Below are 19782 nucleotides of genomic sequence, written 5' to 3'. Positions count from 1 at the left end.
GAAAAAATGCACACGTGATCATTGATATATGCCATTGTTTTTAAACGGTTTTATTGAACGTGTTTTGCAAATTTTCTTATCGACGCACAAGCAGTCATTTTTTCCCGCAGAATGAAAATGGAAAGGACGATATATTTGCCGGCGAAAGCGAGAACCGCCTTCGCTCAGCAAGAGTGCTTCGCACCTGAAATATTTCGATTGGAATAGTCGGCCCTTATGGCCTGTGATATCAGACATGAGGTTTTGCAACGGGGAAGTTGAATGGCGAGAGGGTTCGTGACGGCCGAAGAGGTGGCGAAAAAGGCTGGTGTCTCGCGCTCCGCCGTCTCGCGCACATTCACCCCCGGCGGCAGCGTATCGAAGGCCGTCCGGCGCAAGGTGTTGAAAGCCGCGCATGAGCTTGGCTACCGCGTCAACCGTCTGGCCCAGGGCCTCAATAATGACCGATCCAATCTCATCGGGGTGGTCGGTGCCAATCTCAGCTCGCCGTTCATTTCAAAACAGCTCGACCTCCTCAGCATCGGCCTTCTGCGTCGCGGCTTGCAATGCCTGCTGCTGAATGCGGCCGATGCACGCAAGGATATCGCGCCGCTGATCGAACTGCTTTTCGAGTTTCGCGCCCAGGCCATCGTCGTACTCTCCGGCGAGCCGCCAGCATCTATCGTCGACGAATGCATTGCCAATGGCGTGCGCCTCATCCTCATCAACCAGCGCCTCGACCGGACCGATACGAACATGGTGCTGAGCGACGATTCCCACGGCGCCGATCTCGCCGCCATGCGGCTTGTGGCGGCTAAATGCCGGAAGGTCGCGGTCGTTTCCAGCGGCAGCCAGACACCGGCACAGCTGCGCCGCGCCGGCGCTTTCACCCAGCGCATGAGCATCGAGGGTATCGAGGTCGTTCCATGGTCGGGCGGTCCGACGAGTTATGACAGCGGCTATCAGGCAGGCTGCGAGTTGCTGACGGACAAGACAATAGACGGCGCCTTCTGCGTGACCGATCTGCTGGCACTCGGCTTCATGGATGCAGCAAGGCTAGAGATGGGCCGCCGAATTCCGGAAGACCTGTCGATTGTCGGTTTCGACGATATTCCGCAGGCGGGCTGGAAAAGCTATCAGCTGACGACCGTTGCCCAATCCTTTGACGCGCTGACCGAGAAGGTCCTGACCGCCCTCGACAGCGACGAGCCCGAGACCCGGCTTCAGGTCGTGCCCGTTGAGATGGTCGAAAGGATCACCGCGCGCTAGAAGAGCATTCCCGGGCAAAAACCACAGCGCCGTTTTACTGGCATGGCTTCAACCCGCCTGCTTGATCCGGCTTTCGATCAGGAGACCGCTTTCATCGAGGATCGGATGTGCGACGGCGGCGATATGGGCGTTGATGCGCTTCAGATCGCGCAGCATGTCGAGATGCACTGAGCTTGTCTGGATGCTGTCGGTCAGGCCGTCGCGCAGGCGCTGGAGATGTCGCTCCGATGACTGTTTTTCCAGCCGTCGCACATCTTCCTTCACCTCCACCAGCCGACGGGCAAGGTCGGCATTGCGGGTGGCGAAAACGGATTGCGCCATGCGAATATTGTCGAGCGTGATGGAGAATAGACGTTCCAGCTCGCTTTTGCCATCATCGGAAAACCTGAGACCAAGATTGATCTTCTTGGCGATTTCCGGGCGGATGCCCTTCTCGATGATATCGCCGATATGTTCGAGATTGATGGCATATTCAACGATATCCATCGCACGTCGCTGATCCTTCTGGCACAAACCATCCTGGCCCACCTTCGAGACATAGACCTTGATGGCATGCTGGATACTATCGACCCGGCCTTCCAGCGTACTGATATCATTGAGTTTGGAAAGATCGCTGTCGCGCATGGCGTCATTCGCCTGACGCAGCATGCGCTCGATCAGGTCACCAACCAGCATGACCTCGCGGCTTGCACCGGCAAGCGCCGCAACCGGTTGACCCAGATCATGACTGTCGAGATAGCTGCGGCGGCTTTCGGCTCCCTCTTTTTCCGGCAGCAGCGCGGTCGTCATCCGCAGCAACAACGGCGATAGCGGCCATGCGATCGCGGCAACAGCGAGATTGAAAAGGAGATGCGCATCGACCGCTAGATTGGCGTGCGAGAAAGGCGACATGTCGAGCAGTGCCGCGCCGTACCCGGCAAGAGGCAGGGCTGCGACACAGCCGGTGGTCCGGACGATGAGGTTGCCAAGCGCCACCCGGCGCGCCGCGACCGGCGCCTTCAACGTCGCCAGCACCGGAGGAACCGCGCCGCCGAGATTGGCGCCGAGTACCAGCACGATAACGAGGCTTGTTTCAATGCCGCCGCTTGCCGCAAGTGACAGGATGAGGACGACGATGGCAAGGCTCGATGATGCCAGCACGGCCAGCACCGCGGAAAAGATCAACGCGACCGGCCAGGCATTGCCGAGCATGGAAATGAAGAGGTTAAGCGCCGGCGACTGCCGGATCGGATCCGTCGCCGCAGAAAGAAGATGCAGGGAAAGCAGCATCAGGCCGACACCGGCAAGGGCGGCACCCGCACCCTGCCGCTGCACCGACTTTCCACGCAACAGGATGACACCGGCAAGGATCAGCATCGGCGACAGCCAGCCCAGACCGAGTGCGACAATCCACGCGGTCGTCGCAGTACCCACATTCGCGCCGAGCAGCACGATTTGCGCCATCGCCGGTGCGATCAAGTCTTTTTCAACGAAGGAGGCAACCATCAGCGCCGTGGCTGTCGAACTCTGCAGGGCGATCGTCGCCACGAGACCGGCGATGAAGGAGCGAAACCCACCCCGTGTACCGGCGGCAAGCCCGATGCGAAGCTTGGCACCGAAGGCACGCGACATTCCGTCCTTGATCTGCCCAAGGCCGAAAAGCAGCAGCGCCACCGCGCCGAACAGATTGATGCTGACAACGACCGATTCCAATAGATCACCTCGCCTGTCCTGCTTGCCGCCACTCTTCCCCGAGGGGACGTTGATCTGCCCCGTTCACATCGCGGATTGCGTCGAAAAAACCTACGGATCACACCGCAACGGATTGGAGTTGCGGTGTGAGACGGAGCTCCAGATGCCGCAAACCGCCCTCGGCACGGTCGAGAAACAGCCCAAGGGCACCGAAGAAAATTTCGATAAAACTCTTAACCGAACCGTCGTGGTGATCGGGCTCACGGCCGAACCGCTCCGCCAGCATCCGGTAAAGGGAAAGCCGTTGAGGCGCGATATGGACAAGCGCCAGCCCCGCGCCCTGACGCAGGCAATACCAGTCAGCAATAAGCTCGAACATCGGCAGATCGGAGGAAAGCCCGGCATCATGCGAGGCAAGGCTTTTTTCACCAAGCAGGCCGATAACCTCGGATATGGTTTTATCCGCGATAGCCGCCACGATCCCGGCTGGCCACTCCTTGGTGAAATAACGATGCCTGATAAGCGCGCGTTTGTGGCCAAGCAGGAAATCACCATAATTGCCGGCCGCAAATGCGCGGTCCTCATCATCGCCCGCAAGTGCCATTTCCTGCGCATACCCCCGGCAAATGCGGCTGTTAATCGGCAGCGCGGCCATTTCCACCGTCTCGACGGAAATCTCGTGCTGCTGGGGATGGACGACCTTGAAGGCGGGTGGAAAGGCAACCAGAGACGGCACGGCGATATTTGTGAGCGAGGTTTCCCCTTCCCCACGCCGGGTTACGCCTTCCACATGCAGATGTCCGCTGAAATGGACTTGGAGCCCCGCCTCAACCAGCGCATCCTCAACCGCCTTGCGCGGCGTGCGACGCACCACGTTGGTTTCGCCGAACAGCGCACTTTCGGCACCGCTTGCGCCATCAAAGGGATCGAGCGCCGGATAGTGCGAAAAGCCGAGCAAAGTCTTGCCGAGCGCCTGCGCCCTTTCGCGCACATCGGCAATCCAGTCGATGATGAAGGGCTTGCAGCGCAAAAGCGCATTCCAGCCGCCAGAGGTACTGTCGGTGAAAGCCGCTTCCTCACCCGTCTCGAAAGTGCCGTCAAGCGGTTCGAAAATATTGGCGTCGATCATGAGCAGCCAGAGGCCCGGCTCCGGCTCAACCAGATAAGATGCGTCCATCAGCCGGTAGATATTGGTGCCATCGGGGGAACGCACCTCGTAGAGACGATCTTCCGTCGCATCGGAAAGCCCGAACGGTGTTTCCCAATGCAGATAGTTCGGCTGGCGGAAATATCCGAAAGCCGCCATCGGGCCAAGGCCAACGGGGTAGCCTTCGCAATACATCCGGTCGCTGATCACCACCCGATCACCGGCCCGCCGCGCATCGCTTGAAACGGAAAGGCATTTGCCGTTCTCCGTCAGAAACTCCTTGGTATGATGCCGGCCACGCGGGCCGAAAATATCGTGATTGCCGGGCAGCGCATAAAAGGCGGTGCCATGGGTATCACGATGACGCTCCAGAATACCCTTCAGCGTTTCGGATGTCGCGCGCTGGCCGTCGTCGGTATAGTCGCCAAGCAGCACCACATGGCGAATGCCCCGCTGCCGCACTTCTTCGAGTGCAGCATGCAGCGCATCGGCGCTTTCGTTGAAAACACGGGTGGATTCGCGTGTATCCGACCAGCTACGCATGGTGATGCGTTCTCCATCGACCTCTATGCCGGGAAAACCGAAATCGGCCGCCGTGTCATGGAAATGGGCGTCGGCAATGACGGCGACGGAAGGAAGCGTGCGTTTCAGCATGGTTGGACAGTCTTTCTGCCTTCGACCATATCGATCCAGTCGGAAGCGCGGCGGGCAGCAGCATAAAGCATCGGTTTCGGTGTCTCGAACCATTCGTCCGGCCGCAATTCCCGCTTCGTGCGGATCACAGCCAGTGCATCGTCGAGGTTAGGGTAAAGATGCGGCTGCTGCTTGTGCAGGAAAAGCGCGACCAGCGATACCGAGCGGCTGCGGCCGCTGCGGCAATTGACGAGCACATTGCCGCCATCGGGGAACGGATAGGTTTCGCGCTTCGGCATGGTCTGCCGCAATGCGCCGTCGAGAATATAATAGGCCCCCAGCATCATCGTGTCCGGACTGCCTTCGCCGTCGATAAGACCGAGCTTATAATAACGGATATCGCCATACCCCACCGCGCACCTGTCGCCATCTTCCGCCGACGCCTGCACGAGATTGATATCCAGATTGACGGCGCAGTTGACGACGGTGGTAATGCCGTGCCGGTGAAGGAGCCCAAGGTCGCTCGCACCATCGCTGCCGCCGATATAGAGCGCAACGTTACGCGGGCCGAGCCCTTCCGCAATCAGGCTGATCGCAGGCCGGGCATAAACGGGTCCATCCATCTCATTCCTCCACATGCACCAAGCACCCTTCACGGACAGGCGCTCGTCTAAACTCAGGCCGATACGGCCCGCTGCCGATCCGAAGGTTGCCGCTCTGCCAAAGGTATCTTCGATGCCCGGCTGACGCCGCTTGCAACACCGCTGGCTGCGGCCAGCACCGGCCCGCCATCTTCAAGACTACCGATCTCCAAGAAAGGGCAGACGTCGCCGCCAGCTTCGCTGACGAGTAGCAGTCCCGCAAGACAATCCCATGAATTCATGTGCAATTCGAGATAGGCATCGGAGCGGCCATCGGCCACATAGGCAAGCGCCAGCGCACCGGAACCGGCGCGGCGTACATTGGTGCCCATATCGAGCAGGTTCTTGACGACATCAAGATAGGTGGCATTCGCGATACGGGTCGACCAGCCCATTTCGATCGAGGCCGCATCGAAACGTTCCGTCTGCGCAACCTGGATCGGCTGCCCGTTACGCGTTGCCCCCTCGCCGCGTCGGGCGAAATAAAGTTCATTCAGAGCCGGATTATAGATAGCGCCGATTTCGGTTTGCCCATTTTCAACATAGGCGATGGAGATGCAGAAGTGCGGAATTCCGCGGGCGAAATTTGCGGTGCCGTCCACGGGATCAACGACCCAGACGCGATCACCGATCACACCGCCGCCCTCCTCGCCGAAAAAACTGTCTTTAGGAAAGCAGGCCGAGATCGCGCCGCGAATATGCGCTTCGGAGGCTGCATCCGTCACCGTCAGAAAGTCCTGCGGGCCCTTCATCGAGAAGCTGCGTGTCGCCTCGCCCTGAAAGCCTTTCAGCACCAGTTCCCCGGCGGAAAGAATAACGCTGCGGCACAGTTCGGCACGGGCTGCCAACGTATCCGGATAAGGCATCAGGTCCATGCGGAATAACCATCTCTCAAAAGATTGAACACGTGTTCATATTGCACACGTGTTCAATCTTTTCAAGCGTGATTTTGCGGCGGGCGGTCCGCTGGAGTTCATACCAGCCCCCTAAGCGTTCAGACAACCGGTTTAGCCCAAAATCCCCCAGACGCGATGGAACGGTTTTGCACTGCGGGAGTTTCCATATCGCAACCCAAGCAGGAGGAAGAAAAATGGATCATGCCAATCACGTACGCCTCGTTGAAACCGAACTGACCCCGTCGGTTCTGGAAGGTGCAACAGTTTATGGCGCAGATGACCACAAGGTCGGCAAGGTCGATCACGTCCATGGCGTCGGCGCGGCAAGCACCGCGATCATCGACGTCGGCGGCTTTCTCGGCATTGGCGCAAAGCCCGTCGCAGTACCGCTCAGCGATCTCGATTTCATGCGCGATGAAGACGGCGATGTCCACGCGATTACCTCGTGGACCAAGGATCAGCTCAAGGAAATGCCTGAGCATCACCACTAATCTTTAAAAAACGCCCGGCTACCAGCCGGGCGTTCTTTTTTCTCCTTTCGGGCGACCCCGCCCATACTCCCCATAAGATGAGCTAAGGCCCGATTGTTCTGCCGACCGATGGAACGCTTAAGCGTATCGAGCATTTTCATGGCGCTCAAAAAATTCGGGCGCAATGCAGTTCAGGGGGACAGTGATTGAACAACCAGATACAGGCCACTCCGCTGAGCATCGACGACGTCACCGTCATCGATGACGAGAAGGTCAAAAAAGCAGTTACGGCAGCCGCTCTCGGTAACGCGATGGAGTGGTTCGACTTCGGAGTTTACGGCTTCGTCGCCTATGCCGTCGGCAAGGTCTTCTTCCCTGACGCGTCACCCGCCGTTCAAACGGTGGCGGCGCTCGCAACCTTCTCCGTCCCCTTCCTCATCCGCCCATTGGGGGGCGTATTTTTTGGCGCCATGGGCGACAAATTCGGGCGTCAAAAAGTCCTCTCCCTGACAATCATCATCATGGCCGCGAGCACCTTCTGTATCGGCCTCATCCCCGGTTATGCCACCATCGGCATATGGGCACCCATTCTGTTGCTGTTATGCAAGCTTGCCCAGGGGTTTTCCGTTGGCGGCGAATATACCGGTGCGGCCATTTTCGTGGCGGAATACGCGCCTGACCGGAAGCGCGGTTACCTTGGAAGCTGGCTCGACTTCGGCTCCATCGCCGGCTTTGTGCTTGGCGCGGGGCTCGTCGTGCTGCTCAGCACCGCGATGGGTGAAGCCAAGTTCCTCGACTGGGGCTGGCGCATTCCGTTCTTTCTGGCGGCACCGCTCGGGCTGATCGGGCTTTATCTGCGCCACGCGGCAGAAGAAACACCAGCCTTCACCGAACGCCTGCAGCGCTCCGAAGAAGAAGACCGGCAGTCGCTGAAAGAGCGCCCCATGGTTCCCATCGCCGAGATCGTGAGCCAACATTCCCGCTCGCTGGCAATATGCATAGGCATGGTCCTCGTGACCAACGTCACCTATTACATGCTGCTCACCTACATGCCGACATATCTGTCGAAGACGCTGAATTACAGCGAGGACCATGGCGTCCTCATCATCATCGCGGTTATGGTTGGCATGCTGTTCGTCCAGCCCGCCATTGGGCTTTTGAGCGACCGGATCGGACGCAGGCCGTTTCTGGCGGTTGGCAGCACGGCGATCCTGTTTCTTTCACTGCCGGCATTTCATCTCATCGCCAGCGGGCAGGTTGTTCAGATTTTCTTCGGCCTGCTCATCCTGGCGGTCGCACTTAACTGCCTGATCGGGATCATGGCATCCACCCTCCCGGCCCTTTTCCCGGCCCGCATCCGCTACAGCGCGCTGGCTATCGCGTTTAATATCTCGATCATCGTTGCCGGGCTCACGCCGACACTCACCGCATGGTTGGTGGAGGTAACGGAAAATATCTATATGCCGGCCTACTATCTCATGGTCGCGGCCATCTTTGGCATTGTGACGACATTTTTCCTCAAGGAAACCGCCAACCGGCCGCTTTATGGCGACACGCCGAATGCGTCTAGCCGAAAGGAAGCGAAGTCGCTTCTTGCAGAGCAATATCTGCACATCGAGAAAAGCGTCGAGGAGATAGACGACGAATTGCTCAAACTTGATGAACAGAAGGAAATTCTTCAAGCAAAACGCAACCAGCTGGTTGGCAGACATCCGGATCTGACCTGAGCGGATATCCAGTCCTGGAACAGTATGCGCGGCGATGCATTGCACCCGCGCATCCCTTAAACGTCAGACGGCAAGGAACCCGCCATCGATGGGCAACACCGCGCCGGAAATCATGCTGCTATCATCTGACAGAAGCAGTGCGATGCTCTGTGCCACGTCTTCGGCCTCGGCAAAGCGCTGCAGCGGATGGCGAACCATCATTGGTGCGCTCTTGGCCGGATCGTTCCATGCTTCGGCAGCCAGTTCAGTCAGCGTGATGGTCGGCGCCACGGCGTTGACACGGATGCCGTGCGGCCCGAGTTCCTTGGCAAGAACGCGGGTTGCGCCTTCAAGCCCCGCTTTCGAGGCCGCGTAGCAGAGATGATCCTGAAAACCCCGATGACCGGCAATTGACGTGATGTTGACGATTGCGCCACCGCCGCCCTTTGCGACGCGGGCACGGGCGAATTCCTGGCAGGTGACGAGCGCGGCACGCAGATTGATGCCGAGCACGGCCTCATAACCTTCGTCGCTCATATCAAGCACGCTTTCGAGCACGTTGATGCCAGCGCTGTTGATGAGAAAATCACAAGGACCCGCTTCGGCCATTGCGGACCGCGTTGCAGCCACATCGGCAAGATCGACGCGGATTGAGCGGCCGCCGATTTCGCTTTTCAGGCTGTCGAGATCGGACTGGGTCCGGCTGATTGCCACGACCTCAGCACCGCGCGCGGCCATCAGGATAGCGCAGGCACGGCCGATGCCCTTGCCTGCGCCGGTGATGATGACGGATTTTCCGGAAAACTGCATGGAATCCTCTTTACTTTGCGGCCAAAACGGCCGGACGATGGAAGCGTGTGGCGCTTCAGGAATGGTTTGCGGAACGAATGGCGCGCGCCGCATTCTGCAGTGCCAGAAACGCGTCGTAGCGTGACTGGTGCACTTGGCTGAATGCAGCGTCCGGTGCCGAATATTTGGCAATACGCGACATGGCGGGCATTGCGGAAATCAGGTCGGGATAGGCCTTGGCAGCAACCGCACCGAGCATCGCCGATCCCAGAAGCACCGGCTCCTCGCATTCAGTGAGTTCAACCGGAAGCCCCGTCGCATCCGCCAGCAATTGTCTGGCAAGCGGATGCGCGCCCGCGCCGCCGCTGACACTGATCGTTTCCACGGGAGCGCCATGACGCGCCTGCGTCTCGATGATCTGGCGAAGCCCGTAACCGAGGCCGAGAAGCCCCGCCACGTAAAGCGCGACAAGCGAATCCACCCCCGTCTCGGTGCCGTAACCGGCAATGACGGCACGGGCATGAGGATCGGCGAAGGGCGCGCGGTTGCCGAGGAACTCCGGCACCACGTGAAAATTCTCGGCAATCTTCACGGCAGCGGAAGCAGACGTGGCCAAAGCCAGTGCACGGTCGGCAAGCCATGCAGGTAATGACTTGCCTTCTTTTTCGGAAAGCGCCTTTGCCTCTGAAAATGCCGGGTGCAATTGCACCAGATAATCAATGGCCGCACCGGCGGCGGATTGGCCGCCTTCATTGAGCCACGCGCCGGGAACCATGGCGGAATAATAGGGACCCCAAACACCCGGCACGAAAGCCGGCTCCGAGGTGGTTGTCATGGTACAGGAAGAGGTACCAAAGACGTAACCGAGGCACCGCGAAGCGTCGCCGCCCGCAGCCACCGTGCCGACACCCCCGGCATGCGCATCGATCAGACCGGCGGCAACGGCGGTTCCAGCAACCAGCCCCATGGCTGTTGCGGCCTCATCGGTCAAACCGTTACCCAGCGCCGTGCCTGGATGAACGACGCTTTCACCGATACGGCGGAATCCCTGCTCCGCCAGATCGCCAAGCCCGATGCGGGTGAAATATTCCGCATCCCAACGTTCCTCATGGGCGAGATAAGTCCACTTGCAGGTAACCGTGCACGCGGAACGATCGAGCGCGCCTGAGGCTTTCCAGGTCAGGAAGTCCGTCAGGTCAAAGAAGTGCTCGGCGCGCGCATAGATATCCGGCCTGTTTTCGCGAAGCCAGAGCAGCTTGGGCGTCTGCATTTCCGGGGAAATCCGGCCACCGACATATTTCAGAACGGCATGTTCGCCAGCATTGATCCGCTCCGCCTGTTCGACGGCGCGGTGATCCATCCAGACGATGATATCGCGCTCTGGATGATCCGGCGCGCCGACCGGAAGGGTCTCATCCTCAGGCCCGCGCACCACGAGCGAGCAGGTGGCATCGAAACCGATGCCAACCACGGCTGCGGGATCTATGCCGGCGCGCGAGACACTTTCCCGCACGCTGTCGCAAACGGCTTTCCAAACCTCACCGCTCGATTGTTCGGCTATGCCGCCGTCTTCGCGATGCATCGTGATCGGGCGCTTGGCGGTGGCGAGAAGCCTGCCCGCCACATCAAAGACACCGGCACGGGCAGAGCCGGTACCGACATCGACGCCAATCAGGTAGGAAGCCATTTGCGATACTCCTTGGGAGTGTAGTTTAAACGCGGTCGAAGTTGGTGGGCAGCACCAGCATGTCGCGGATGGTGACGGTGCGCTTGCGGGTCAGCATGTAAACAACCGCATCGGCCACTTCACTCGCGTCGATGAGGCTACCCGATTCCTTGGCCTTGCGAAGATTTTCTTCCGGCCAGTCTGCCAGAAGGGCCGAGACGACCGGGCCGGGAGAGACCTGCGCGACGCGCACACCATGCGGGATCATCTGGCGACGCATGCCCTGCACGAAGCTGGTGATCGCCCATTTCGAACCCGAATAGACCGGCTCCCAATAGGTCGGGAAATGTCCGGCGATCGAGCAGGTGACGATGATGTCGCCGGTCTTGCGCTCCGACATGTGCGGCACGACGGCCTGTACATTCTTCATCACGGCATTGACGTTGAGGTTCAACATCTTGTCGATGGCTTCCGGCGTGGTTTCGGTGAGATCGCCACCGATATAAGTGCCTGCGTTGCAGTAGAGAATGTCGATGTGATCGACCTTCTCAAGGATTTCCGGGATCATGGCATTGCAGCTGTCTGCATCCAGAAGGTTCGTGACCTGCGCGATGGCGCGCTTGCCGAGTTTACCGACAAGTTCATTCAGGGCTTTCTCGTTCCAGTCGACCATGACGACGGTTGCACCGTTTTCCAGTAGCGCCTCGGTGGTGGCGAGGCCAATACCGGACGCGGCGCCGGTGATGACCGCGATCTTGCCTTGCAGCAATTCAGACATTTAATTCTCCTGCTTCTTTGAAGATATGACGTGTGGGCTCAACGCCAGTCGCGCCCGATATAGATGGCGAGCAGAATGATCGCGCCCTTGATGACATCCTGCAGATAAGGGTTGATACCCATGAGATTGAGACCGTTATTCAGGATGCCGAGCAGCACCGCGCCGATAAGGGTACCAAGAATGAGCCCGCGTCCGCCGGCAATCGCCGTGCCGCCGAGAACCACGGCCGCAATGGCATCCAGCTCGAAACCGACACCCGCATTGGGCTGTCCGCTCATGAGCCGGCCGGTCAGAATGAGAGCTGCAAGCGCTGCCGTCACGCCTGAGATACCATAGACGGCAAGCTTGACGCGCCGGGTCTTGACGCCGGAGAGGCGCGCCGCCAACTCGTTGCCGCCGAGTGCATAGACGTGACGACCGAAAGCCGTACGCTGCAAAAGCACCCAGGCCACGGCGTAAATCACCACCATGATGATAACAGGCACCGGCACGACGCCAACGCGGCCGACGCCAAACCAGGAAATCCAGCTCGGAATGCCGCTGACAGGATAACCGCCGGAATAGATGAGGCCGAGACCGCGCGCCATTCCCATCGTCGCAAGCGTGACGATGATGGCCGGCATCTTGCCCCAGGCGACAAGTGCTCCGTTGAAGATACCGATGCCAAGTCCGATGAACAGCCCGGCCGGCAAGGCGAGCGACGCAGGCAGGCCGGTATTCACCATCAGGCCTGCAGACAGCGTGCCGACAAGCGCCATGACTGCGCCGACCGACAGGTCGATGCCGCCTGTGAGGATGACGAATGTCATGCCCACGGCCAGAATGCCGACGACTGAAACCTGTCGCAGCACGTTCATGATGTTGTTCACGCTGAAGAAATTGTCGCTCGCAAGACCCATCAGGATCGATACGACAATCAGGCCCGCCAGAGGCAGGGCGAGTGGCGAGCGCAGCATGCTCCCAAGGCCGAAACCGCTCGTCTTTTCGGCAATGCCGGTATTTGCATCAAGCGACATGTTCAACCCTCCCGGTGGTGGCGTTTGTCATTATTGTTTCTGAATTGATGTCTGCGCCCTCGACGGTGGCGACGATGCCCCCGGAGCGGAACACGCAGACGCGGTCCGACATGCCGATCACTTCCGGCAGCTCCGAAGAGATCATGATGATCGAATAGCCCTTGGCTGCGAATTCGCGCATCAGCGCATAGATTTCCGCCTTCGCGCCGACATCGATGCCGCGCGTCGGTTCGTCGAAGATCAGGACGCGCATGTCATGGTTCAGCCAGCGGGCGATAACGATCTTCTGCTGGTTTCCACCAGACAGCGTGTCCACGCGGGCATAGGGTCCCTGTGCCTTGACCTGAACCTGCGCCATCGCCTTTTTCGTGTGCTCCAGCTCTTTTTTCAGGTCGATAAACCAGTGAGCCTTCTGGTACTTGCGATAGTTGTTGAGGGAGATGTTCTGCAGGATGGAGAAACTGGTGATCAGACCCTCTTCCTTGCGGCTTTCCGGCAGCAGGCCAATGCCGCGCATCAGCGCCTCATCCGGGCCGGAAAAGCGGGTCTCGACGCCATCGACCTTGATCTTGCGGCGCGAAGCGGAATGCGCGCCAAGCATGGCCAGCACCGTTTCAGTGCGCCCGGAACCGACAAGCCCGGCAAAACCGAGTATCTCACCCTGCCGCAGGGTAAAGCGCGAGACCGGCCCGCCTTTTTTCAGTTGAAGCTCTTCGACCTCGATCACGTTGCGCGCAGCTGTATCGATCTTCGGTTTGGGCGGAAAATTGGCCTCGATGCGCCGGCCGACCATCATCTCCACCAGACGGTCATTATCGACGTCAGAGGTGAGGCAGGAGCCGATGAGTTCGCCATCACGCAGGACGGTGATGCGGTCGCAGATCTCGAATATTTCCTCGAGATGATGGGAAATGAAGATGATAGCGACACCCTGACGCCGCAGCTCGCGCATGACCTTGAAGAGATGCTCGGTCTCGGACGGGGTAAGCGTCGCAGTCGGCTCATCGAGAACGAGAATACGCGCATCGAGTGAAAGCGCCTTGGCAATTTCCACGAATTGCTGCTGGGCAACGGAAAGGCGGTGCACCGGCACATCGAGCGGAACGTCCACGGCCAGACGGCTCATGATTTCGGCGGCACGTTTACGCATCGCGCGCTTGTTCAGCAGGCGCAGCGGTCCGCGGATTTCGCGTGCCAGAAACATGTTTTCAACTGCATCGAGATAGGGGATCAGGCTGAATTCCTGAAACACGATGCCGATACCGGCGGCAATCGCCTCGTCGTAATTGGCGAAGCGGCGGTCCTTTCCGTCAATGCGGATCGTGCCCTCCGAGGGCTGCAAAATGCCGCACAGGATTTTCATCAATGTCGACTTGCCAGCGCCGTTCTCTCCCAGAAGCGCATGCACCTCGCCGGCGCGCGCCTGCAGGTCAACGCCGCGCAGGACCTCGATCTTGCCGAAGCTTTTTCTTATTCCATTCAGTTCCAGCATTTTACCCTCCTCGATGGTCGGGACATGTCCCGCCCCCACACGAGGTGGGGACGGGACCTGGGGAGGAATTCTTACCAGCTGAAGTCGCCGGCGTTCTTGCTGTCAACGACCATGACGTCGATCGGTACTTCCTTCGGAACGACGCGGGCGCCCCACTTCTGGGCAAGCGCCATGGCAAGGCCAACGCGCACCTGGTCACGCGGGAACTGCGCGGTCGTTTCGATGAAAGGGCCGCCGTCGGCAATTGCCTTCACAGCTTCGGGAGCACCATCAACCGAGGTCAGCTTGATGTCCTTGCCGGAGCCCTGGATCGCAGCGAGTGCACCCATTGCGCCGCCATCATTCACCGAGAAGATACCGGCGAGGTTCGGACGGGACTGGATCATGTTTTCAACGACGCCGAGCGCAACGGAGCGGTCCTGACGACCATTCTGCGTGTCGACAAGCTTGATGTCGGCAAATTCGGCAAGCGCTGCCTTGCAGCCTTCGACGCGCTGCAGGATCGGCACGACCGGGATACCGTCGAGGATTGCGACTTCACCCTTGCCGCCGAGCGCATCACCGAGATGCTTGCAAGACTTGTAGCCTGCGTCACGGTTCTTCGAGCCGACGAAGGTGTCGACCGGGCCGTTTGCGTTGGCGTCGACAGCAACGACAATCACGCCGGCAGCTTTGGCAGCGTGCACGGCGGCTTCGATGCCGGCGCTGTCGGTCGGGTTCAGAAGCAGGATGTCGATCTTCTGCTGCAGCATGTCTTCCACGTCGGAAATCTGCTTTGCCACATCGTGGCCGGCGTCGGTGACGACAACATCAGCGCCGATGCTTGCCGCGGCTTCCTTCAGCGCTTCCTGCATGGACACGAAATAGGGGTTATTCAGTTCCTGGAACGTCATGCCGATTTTCAGCTTGTCCTGTGCTAGCGCCGGAGCGGCCATCATTGCAAGTGCGGCCGATGCCATCAGGAACTTGGATTTCATTCTCATAGTAACTTCCTCCCGTTTGGAAAATCTGGGCAATAAGAGCCCGTTTCCGGACAGTCCTCTGCCCGAATTGGTGAAAAATCCGCGATGTATCTTGGTTTAATCCGCCATGACCGCTGCCTTCTGGGCCGCGAATACCGTACGAAACCTCGATGGCGACATTCCCTTCAGCTTCAGGAAATGCCTGTTGAAATTCGAAAGGTTTGAAAAGCCCACGTCGTAGCAGACTTCCGCCACCTTCACGTCCTGATCCACCAGAAGCATCTGGCAGGCCAGATCGATGCGAAGCTGATTGCGATAGCGCACCAAAGTCGTTCCCGTATGTCGCTTGAAGGCACGGGAAAAGGCACTCTGGCTCTGGCCAACCATGTCGGCCAGATCGATTTCCTCGACCTGTTCGGTCAGGTGCTGGCGCAGATGCGACAAGGCGCGGTTGATGCCGCTATCGCCGATGCCCGTCAGGTCCAGCTCGTAACTCAGGCTCGCCAGCACCTCGGGCGCCGGCGCATTGACCAGCAGATCGAGAATTTCCCAAAAAATCGCAAGACGCTTCAACCCCTGCGCCTCGATCAAACGCAGTATCAGCGGGCGAACGCGATCGCTGGTCTCATCGTCGAACAGAATGCCGCGGCGGCTGCGGTCCAGAAGGGCGCGAACTACCTCCATCTCGGACATGGAAGCGCAGGCATCCTCGATAAAAGCTTCCGGAAACTGGATGACGAGAGAGCGCGTGGGAACGATCTCGTCCGGCTCGATCTCGCTGATCCAGTTTTGAGGGAGATTTGGGCCAGTCATGATTAGCTGGCCCGGGCCGAAGCGACCGACGAAATCGCCGATGTAGAACGTGCCTGACGTCGCCACGACCAGATGAATTTCATATTCGGGATGGTAATGCCAGCGCACGGTGCGGAACGGATAGCCATGCCGCCAGGCGGCGAAGGATTCGCCCTTGCGGATATGTACCAGTTCCAGATCGGGCTGCATCGATGTTTCCTCCCATCGGTCACGTCCGCCGTATTCGCGGAGCAAAGCCATTCCTCTTTATGGCTCGTCCCAGGCGTTGATGGGGAGCATATGGCCTGCGGCACATTTACTTCCACATCATACCGGGGAAATTACCGATACTTTTTTGACTGTTTTTTGTCAGAAATTGAAGAGTGCCGTGCATCCGCCGACAACTAAGCCAGCGGTTGCGCCCATTTTTTCGCGCAGTTGCACGCCATACGCCCAGAAAATGCGCATCTTAAAGATCGATGTGATGATTTTTTAAAGCTCGACCCGCCGATCACCGGCAGGTCGAGCTTATACTTTTCCGAAGGGTTTTTGACGCCCCTGCATCGGCAGGCGGCTTGCCGGAAGCGATTATTGCGGCATCAGAATTTGCAGCTTCACGTCCGTTTCCCTTGCCTCCACCGCACGGTCAAAACCGGCAATGCTGTCTTCGAAGGGAATGGTCGCGGAGATCAGCGGCTTCAGATCGACCTTGCCGGACGCGATGAGAGCGACCGCACGGTCATACACATTGGCGTAGCGGAAAACCGTCTCCACCCGCAGCTCTTTTGCCTGCAAGCCGACGATATCGACCGGCACCGGATCGACCGGCATACCGACGAGGACGATGGCGCCGCCGGGACGTGCGAGTTTCGCCATACCGAGCACGGCGGGTGCAGCGCCAGAGCATTCGAAAACGACATCGCAACCCCAGCCATCCGTCGCATCAGCCACGGCCTGCGACAGGTCACGTTCGCGGATGTTGACGGTCTCGATGCCGTCATAGGCTGCGATGATATCCAGCTTCGGCTGGGCAAGATCGGCAACGATCACCTTTGCGCAACCGCCGGCTAGCGCCGCCAGCGCAACCATCATGCCGATCGGACCGGCGCCCGTCACGATGGCAACATCGCCGGGCTGAATACGCGCCCTGAGCGCTGCCTGCATCCCGATGGCGAAGGGTTCCACCATGGCGCCTTCGGCAAAGGAAACGTTGTCGGGCAACTTGTATGTAAAGGCGGCGGGATGAATGACTTCCGGTGTCAGGCAACCGTGAACGGGTGGCGTTGCCCAGAAGCTGACGGCCGGATCAACATTGTAAATGCCAAGTTTGGAGGCGCGCGAGGTTGGATCGGGAATGCCCGGCTCCATGCAGACGCGATCACCCGCCTTCAGATGCGCAACCTCGGCACCGGTCTCGATTACCGTCCCGGAAGCTTCATGGCCCAGCACCATCGGCGCATGCACAACGAAATGGCCGATTTTGCCATGGGTGTAATAATGGACGTCCGAGCCGCAAATCCCGACGGTATGGGTACGGATGCGCACATCCTTGGGTCCGAGCTTGCCGGGAATGTCGAACTCCCTGAGCGAGAGCTTTCCTTTTTCTTCCAGCACCAGTGCTTTCATCTCATCCTCCGTAGTTTGCGAAAGGCCTTACAGCGAATTCAAACAGCGTGATGCGATGCAATTTCGACAAAAGTAAACAGAAATCAGCCGGATCGGCCGGTTTTTCTTCAAGGAGGAAAAACTGTATCGATGAGCCGGCAATTTCTTATCATCCCTGGCGCGTTAACGAGTCTACGGGGGAGAGAGACAGCACGATTCGCTCAGCGCGCTTCAGGGAATATCGCCGGCTCAGGGTTACTCACTTAGCCGGAACGAGATTGACCCTGATGTGTACGCAGAACCGGCGACAAGCGGATCAGCGTGTGATCCTCAGCCCTTCCAGAAAGGTGCGGAAACTGTCGACGGCGCGTTTCGAGGTCGTTTCGGGGTCGTCGGAATTCGCGATCCACTGGGCTGCACTGCTGCTCGCCGCATTGATGAAACGCGCACAGGCCTCCGGATCAATGTCGACGATCGTCCCTTCCTGCTTCAGCGCATCGAGACTTCGCGCAACGGCCGAGATACAGCCGTTGGCATTTGGCCAACGTGAAGGGTCGCCGAGAACGGCCGGTCCATCACGGAACATGATCCGCTGGATTTCCGGCTCCAGAGCCATGAGAATGTAACCGACATTTTCCTCGACAAAACCCTCCCAACGCGTCGCGGCCCTAGACGAGATGTCACAGAGCCTTTTCGTCATCTCGGCGTCGATCTCACCCACAACCGCCAGCAGCAGGCCTTTCTTGTCGCCAAAATGGTGATAGAGCGCGCCGCGGGTCAGCCCTGCTTCGGCAGTGAAGTCGTCCATCGAAGCTTCGGCATAGCCGATGCTGCCAAATGCCTTGCGGCCAGCGACCAGAAGCTTCGCCCGCGTCTCGGCAATCATTTCACTGCGAGGTTTGCGCATTTTTTCTCCGAATTCTACATACGTCGCGTATACTAGTTGACATACGCGACGTATGCAATTATTTCATTTGCATACGCCACGTATGTTTGTGGTGGGTACTCCCTAAACAAGGTGCATCCCGATGTCTAATCCATATAGAGAAATTTTCCGGGCTCCGGGCGCCAAAGGCTTTTCCGCCGCAGGCTTCTTTGCCCGTCTTCCGATTGCGATGGCACCGATCGGCATCGTCGCCATGCTTTCCCAGACCCATGGTGAATATTGGCTTGCCGGTGCGGTCTCGGCAACCTTCGCGCTGACCAATGCCGCGGTCGCTCCGCAGATTTCCCGATTGGTGGACCGCAAGGGCCAGAGCAGCGTCCTTGTCCCGGCCACCATCATATCGGTCATCGCCTTTGCTATCCTGATTATCGCGACCAACCAGAGATGGCCTGCCTGGACGCTCTTTCTTTCGGCCTTCCTCGCCGCGGCCATGCCGAGTATTCCCGCGATGATGCGCGCCCGCTGGACGGAAATCTTCCGTGACCGGCCTGAGCTGAACACTGCTTTTGCATTTGAATCCGCCGCCGACGAACTTGTCTACATCGCCGGCGCCTCGCTCTCCGTCGGTCTCGCGGTCTCACTCTTTCCGGAAGCAGGTATGATGATCAGCACCGCCTCGCTGGCACTCGGTACCTTTGCCTTTCTGCTGCAACGATCGACCGAACCCAAGGTACGCGCGGTTGAAAGTGGCAGCAGGCAACATTCGGCTATCCGGCTGCGTTCGGTCCAGATCATCACGGTCGCCCTGATCTTCGTAGGCTCGACTTTCGCCACAGCCGAGGTAAGTGCCGTTGCCATCACCAAAGAACTCGGTCAACCGGAAGCTGCCAGCCTCGTCATCGGCGTCTATGCCATCGGTTCGTTTGTCGTCGGCCTGCTTCTGGGCGCGATCAACCCCAAAATGCCGCTGCAACGGCAATTGCTGATCGCCGTCAGCGTCCTTGCGCTCACCGCGCTGCCGCTCCTCTTTGCAAGCACGACAGTTTCCCTACTTGCCTTCGCCGTATTCCTCAGCGGCGTTGCAATCTCTCCCATCTTCATCACCGCATTTGGCCTGATCGAGCGCCGCGTGCCGGAATCGATGCTGACGGAAGGCGTGACCTGGGTGATGACCGGCATCGGTATCGGCATGGCGCTCGGCGCCTTCATTTCCGGCTGGGTGATCGATAATTTCGGCCCGAGCAACGGCTTCTGGGTATCGATTGCCGCCACCCTGTCGACAGTCACCATTATCAGCCTCGGTCAGCGCAGCCTTTCTGGAGAGACCAACCGCTCTGCGACGACAACGGCAGCGCAGCCAGCCGAGTAAAGCACAGACGTATGA

The 19782-nt window shown here is 59.0% G+C and carries 17 protein-coding genes; 4 read left to right on the top strand and 13 right to left on the bottom strand.

Annotation, left to right across the window (positions count from 1 at the left end; translation table 11 throughout):
- Positions 1 to 261: 261 nt before the first annotated feature.
- The gene (locus AC1DCP_RS20785; protein ID WP_003518188.1) at positions 262 to 1248 is read left to right on the top strand and encodes a LacI family DNA-binding transcriptional regulator; all 987 of its coding nucleotides are present in this window, start codon (positions 262 to 264) and stop codon (positions 1246 to 1248) included.
- A gap of 48 nt (positions 1249 to 1296) precedes the next feature.
- Here the strand turns inward: AC1DCP_RS20785 and AC1DCP_RS20780 are convergent, their stop codons facing one another.
- The 4 genes from AC1DCP_RS20780 to AC1DCP_RS20765 form a co-directional block, all read right to left on the bottom strand.
- Positions 1297 to 2940, bottom strand: a complete 1644-nt coding sequence (locus tag AC1DCP_RS20780; protein WP_025595112.1) for a Na/Pi cotransporter family protein — start codon at positions 2938 to 2940, stop codon at positions 1297 to 1299.
- Positions 2941 to 3037: 97 nt separating this feature from the next.
- Positions 3038 to 4720: a metallophosphoesterase family protein gene (locus tag AC1DCP_RS20775; protein WP_476774600.1), complete on the bottom strand. Its 1683-nt coding sequence runs from the start codon at positions 4718 to 4720 to the stop codon at positions 3038 to 3040.
- On the bottom strand, positions 4714 to 5322 hold the full coding sequence (locus AC1DCP_RS20770; RefSeq protein ID WP_019566888.1) for a dual specificity protein phosphatase family protein: 609 nt from the start codon (positions 5320 to 5322) through the stop codon (positions 4714 to 4716). The genes AC1DCP_RS20775 and AC1DCP_RS20770 overlap by 7 nt, the downstream gene beginning before the upstream one ends.
- A gap of 53 nt (positions 5323 to 5375) precedes the next feature.
- Positions 5376 to 6215, bottom strand: a complete 840-nt coding sequence (locus tag AC1DCP_RS20765) for an inositol monophosphatase family protein (protein ID WP_019566887.1) — start codon at positions 6213 to 6215, stop codon at positions 5376 to 5378.
- A 215-nt stretch (positions 6216 to 6430) separates the two neighbouring features.
- On the opposite strand from AC1DCP_RS20765, the gene AC1DCP_RS20760 reads away from it, so the two are divergent.
- Positions 6431 to 6727: a PRC-barrel domain-containing protein gene (locus AC1DCP_RS20760; RefSeq protein ID WP_003518197.1), complete on the top strand. Its 297-nt coding sequence runs from the start codon at positions 6431 to 6433 to the stop codon at positions 6725 to 6727.
- A gap of 185 nt (positions 6728 to 6912) precedes the next feature.
- The gene (gene proP, locus AC1DCP_RS20755) at positions 6913 to 8433 is read left to right on the top strand and encodes a glycine betaine/L-proline transporter ProP (protein WP_162995277.1); all 1521 of its coding nucleotides are present in this window, start codon (positions 6913 to 6915) and stop codon (positions 8431 to 8433) included.
- A gap of 63 nt (positions 8434 to 8496) precedes the next feature.
- On the opposite strand, the gene AC1DCP_RS20750 is transcribed toward proP, so the two are convergent.
- From AC1DCP_RS20750 to AC1DCP_RS20710, 9 genes are all read right to left on the bottom strand, one after another.
- Positions 8497 to 9222, bottom strand: coding sequence for an SDR family oxidoreductase (locus AC1DCP_RS20750; protein WP_025595115.1), 726 nt, complete (start codon positions 9220 to 9222; stop codon positions 8497 to 8499).
- A gap of 55 nt (positions 9223 to 9277) precedes the next feature.
- Positions 9278 to 10888: an FGGY-family carbohydrate kinase gene (locus AC1DCP_RS20745; protein WP_060642856.1), complete on the bottom strand. Its 1611-nt coding sequence runs from the start codon at positions 10886 to 10888 to the stop codon at positions 9278 to 9280.
- 25 nt (positions 10889 to 10913) lie between these two features.
- A complete protein-coding gene (locus tag AC1DCP_RS20740) occupies positions 10914 to 11645 on the bottom strand; it encodes an SDR family oxidoreductase (protein WP_013762241.1) in 732 nt (243 codons plus the stop codon).
- A gap of 38 nt (positions 11646 to 11683) precedes the next feature.
- Positions 11684 to 12661 carry an ABC transporter permease gene (locus AC1DCP_RS20735; protein WP_019566881.1) on the bottom strand — a complete coding sequence of 326 codons (978 nt, stop codon included), beginning with the start codon at positions 12659 to 12661 and terminating at the stop codon, positions 11684 to 11686.
- Complete coding sequence (locus AC1DCP_RS20730; protein WP_013762240.1) at positions 12651 to 14153, bottom strand: sugar ABC transporter ATP-binding protein; 1503 nt, start codon at positions 14151 to 14153, stop codon at positions 12651 to 12653. Before AC1DCP_RS20730 ends, AC1DCP_RS20735 begins: the two co-directional genes overlap by 11 nt.
- 71 nt (positions 14154 to 14224) lie before the next feature.
- A complete protein-coding gene (locus AC1DCP_RS20725) occupies positions 14225 to 15136 on the bottom strand; it encodes an ABC transporter substrate-binding protein (protein ID WP_013762239.1) in 912 nt (303 codons plus the stop codon).
- Positions 15137 to 15232: 96 nt separating this feature from the next.
- Positions 15233 to 16117, bottom strand: coding sequence for an AraC family transcriptional regulator (locus tag AC1DCP_RS20720; protein WP_003518205.1), 885 nt, complete (start codon positions 16115 to 16117; stop codon positions 15233 to 15235).
- 378 nt (positions 16118 to 16495) lie between these two features.
- Positions 16496 to 17533, bottom strand: coding sequence for an NAD(P)-dependent alcohol dehydrogenase (locus AC1DCP_RS20715; protein ID WP_003518206.1), 1038 nt, complete (start codon positions 17531 to 17533; stop codon positions 16496 to 16498).
- A gap of 295 nt (positions 17534 to 17828) precedes the next feature.
- Positions 17829 to 18419, bottom strand: coding sequence for a TetR/AcrR family transcriptional regulator (locus AC1DCP_RS20710; RefSeq protein ID WP_003518207.1), 591 nt, complete (start codon positions 18417 to 18419; stop codon positions 17829 to 17831).
- Positions 18420 to 18540: 121 nt separating this feature from the next.
- On the opposite strand from AC1DCP_RS20710, the gene AC1DCP_RS20705 reads away from it, so the two are divergent.
- Positions 18541 to 19767, top strand: a complete 1227-nt coding sequence (locus AC1DCP_RS20705; protein WP_035200093.1) for an MFS transporter — start codon at positions 18541 to 18543, stop codon at positions 19765 to 19767.
- The last annotated feature ends 15 nt before the right edge of the window (positions 19768 to 19782 follow it).

Source organism: Agrobacterium sp. 10T429 (assembly GCF_056393925.1).
This window is presented reverse-complemented; position numbering and strand designations above follow the sequence as displayed.

Excerpts from the sequence above, each read along its gene's own strand:
- AC1DCP_RS20785 (WP_003518188.1), top strand. The coding sequence starts at position 262 with ATGGCGAGAGGGTTCGTGACGGCCGAAGAGGTGGCGAAAAAGGCTGGT.
- AC1DCP_RS20775 (WP_476774600.1), bottom strand. The coding sequence starts at position 4,720 with ATGCTGAAACGCACGCTTCCTTCCGTCGCCGTCATTGCCGACGCCCAT.
- AC1DCP_RS20770 (WP_019566888.1), bottom strand. The coding sequence starts at position 5,322 with ATGGATGGACCCGTTTATGCCCGGCCTGCGATCAGCCTGATTGCGGAA.
- AC1DCP_RS20765 (WP_019566887.1), bottom strand. The coding sequence starts at position 6,215 with ATGGACCTGATGCCTTATCCGGATACGTTGGCAGCCCGTGCCGAACTG.
- AC1DCP_RS20760 (WP_003518197.1), top strand. The coding sequence starts at position 6,431 with ATGGATCATGCCAATCACGTACGCCTCGTTGAAACCGAACTGACCCCG.
- AC1DCP_RS20750 (WP_025595115.1), bottom strand. The coding sequence starts at position 9,222 with ATGCAGTTTTCCGGAAAATCCGTCATCATCACCGGCGCAGGCAAGGGC.
- AC1DCP_RS20745 (WP_060642856.1), bottom strand. The coding sequence starts at position 10,888 with ATGGCTTCCTACCTGATTGGCGTCGATGTCGGTACCGGCTCTGCCCGT.
- AC1DCP_RS20740 (WP_013762241.1), bottom strand. The coding sequence starts at position 11,645 with ATGTCTGAATTGCTGCAAGGCAAGATCGCGGTCATCACCGGCGCCGCG.
- AC1DCP_RS20735 (WP_019566881.1), bottom strand. The coding sequence starts at position 12,661 with ATGTCGCTTGATGCAAATACCGGCATTGCCGAAAAGACGAGCGGTTTC.
- AC1DCP_RS20730 (WP_013762240.1), bottom strand. The coding sequence starts at position 14,153 with ATGCTGGAACTGAATGGAATAAGAAAAAGCTTCGGCAAGATCGAGGTC.
- AC1DCP_RS20725 (WP_013762239.1), bottom strand. The coding sequence starts at position 15,136 with ATGAGAATGAAATCCAAGTTCCTGATGGCATCGGCCGCACTTGCAATG.
- AC1DCP_RS20720 (WP_003518205.1), bottom strand. The coding sequence starts at position 16,117 with ATGCAGCCCGATCTGGAACTGGTACATATCCGCAAGGGCGAATCCTTC.
- AC1DCP_RS20715 (WP_003518206.1), bottom strand. The coding sequence starts at position 17,533 with ATGAAAGCACTGGTGCTGGAAGAAAAAGGAAAGCTCTCGCTCAGGGAG.
- AC1DCP_RS20710 (WP_003518207.1), bottom strand. The coding sequence starts at position 18,419 with ATGCGCAAACCTCGCAGTGAAATGATTGCCGAGACGCGGGCGAAGCTT.
- AC1DCP_RS20705 (WP_035200093.1), top strand. The coding sequence starts at position 18,541 with ATGTCTAATCCATATAGAGAAATTTTCCGGGCTCCGGGCGCCAAAGGC.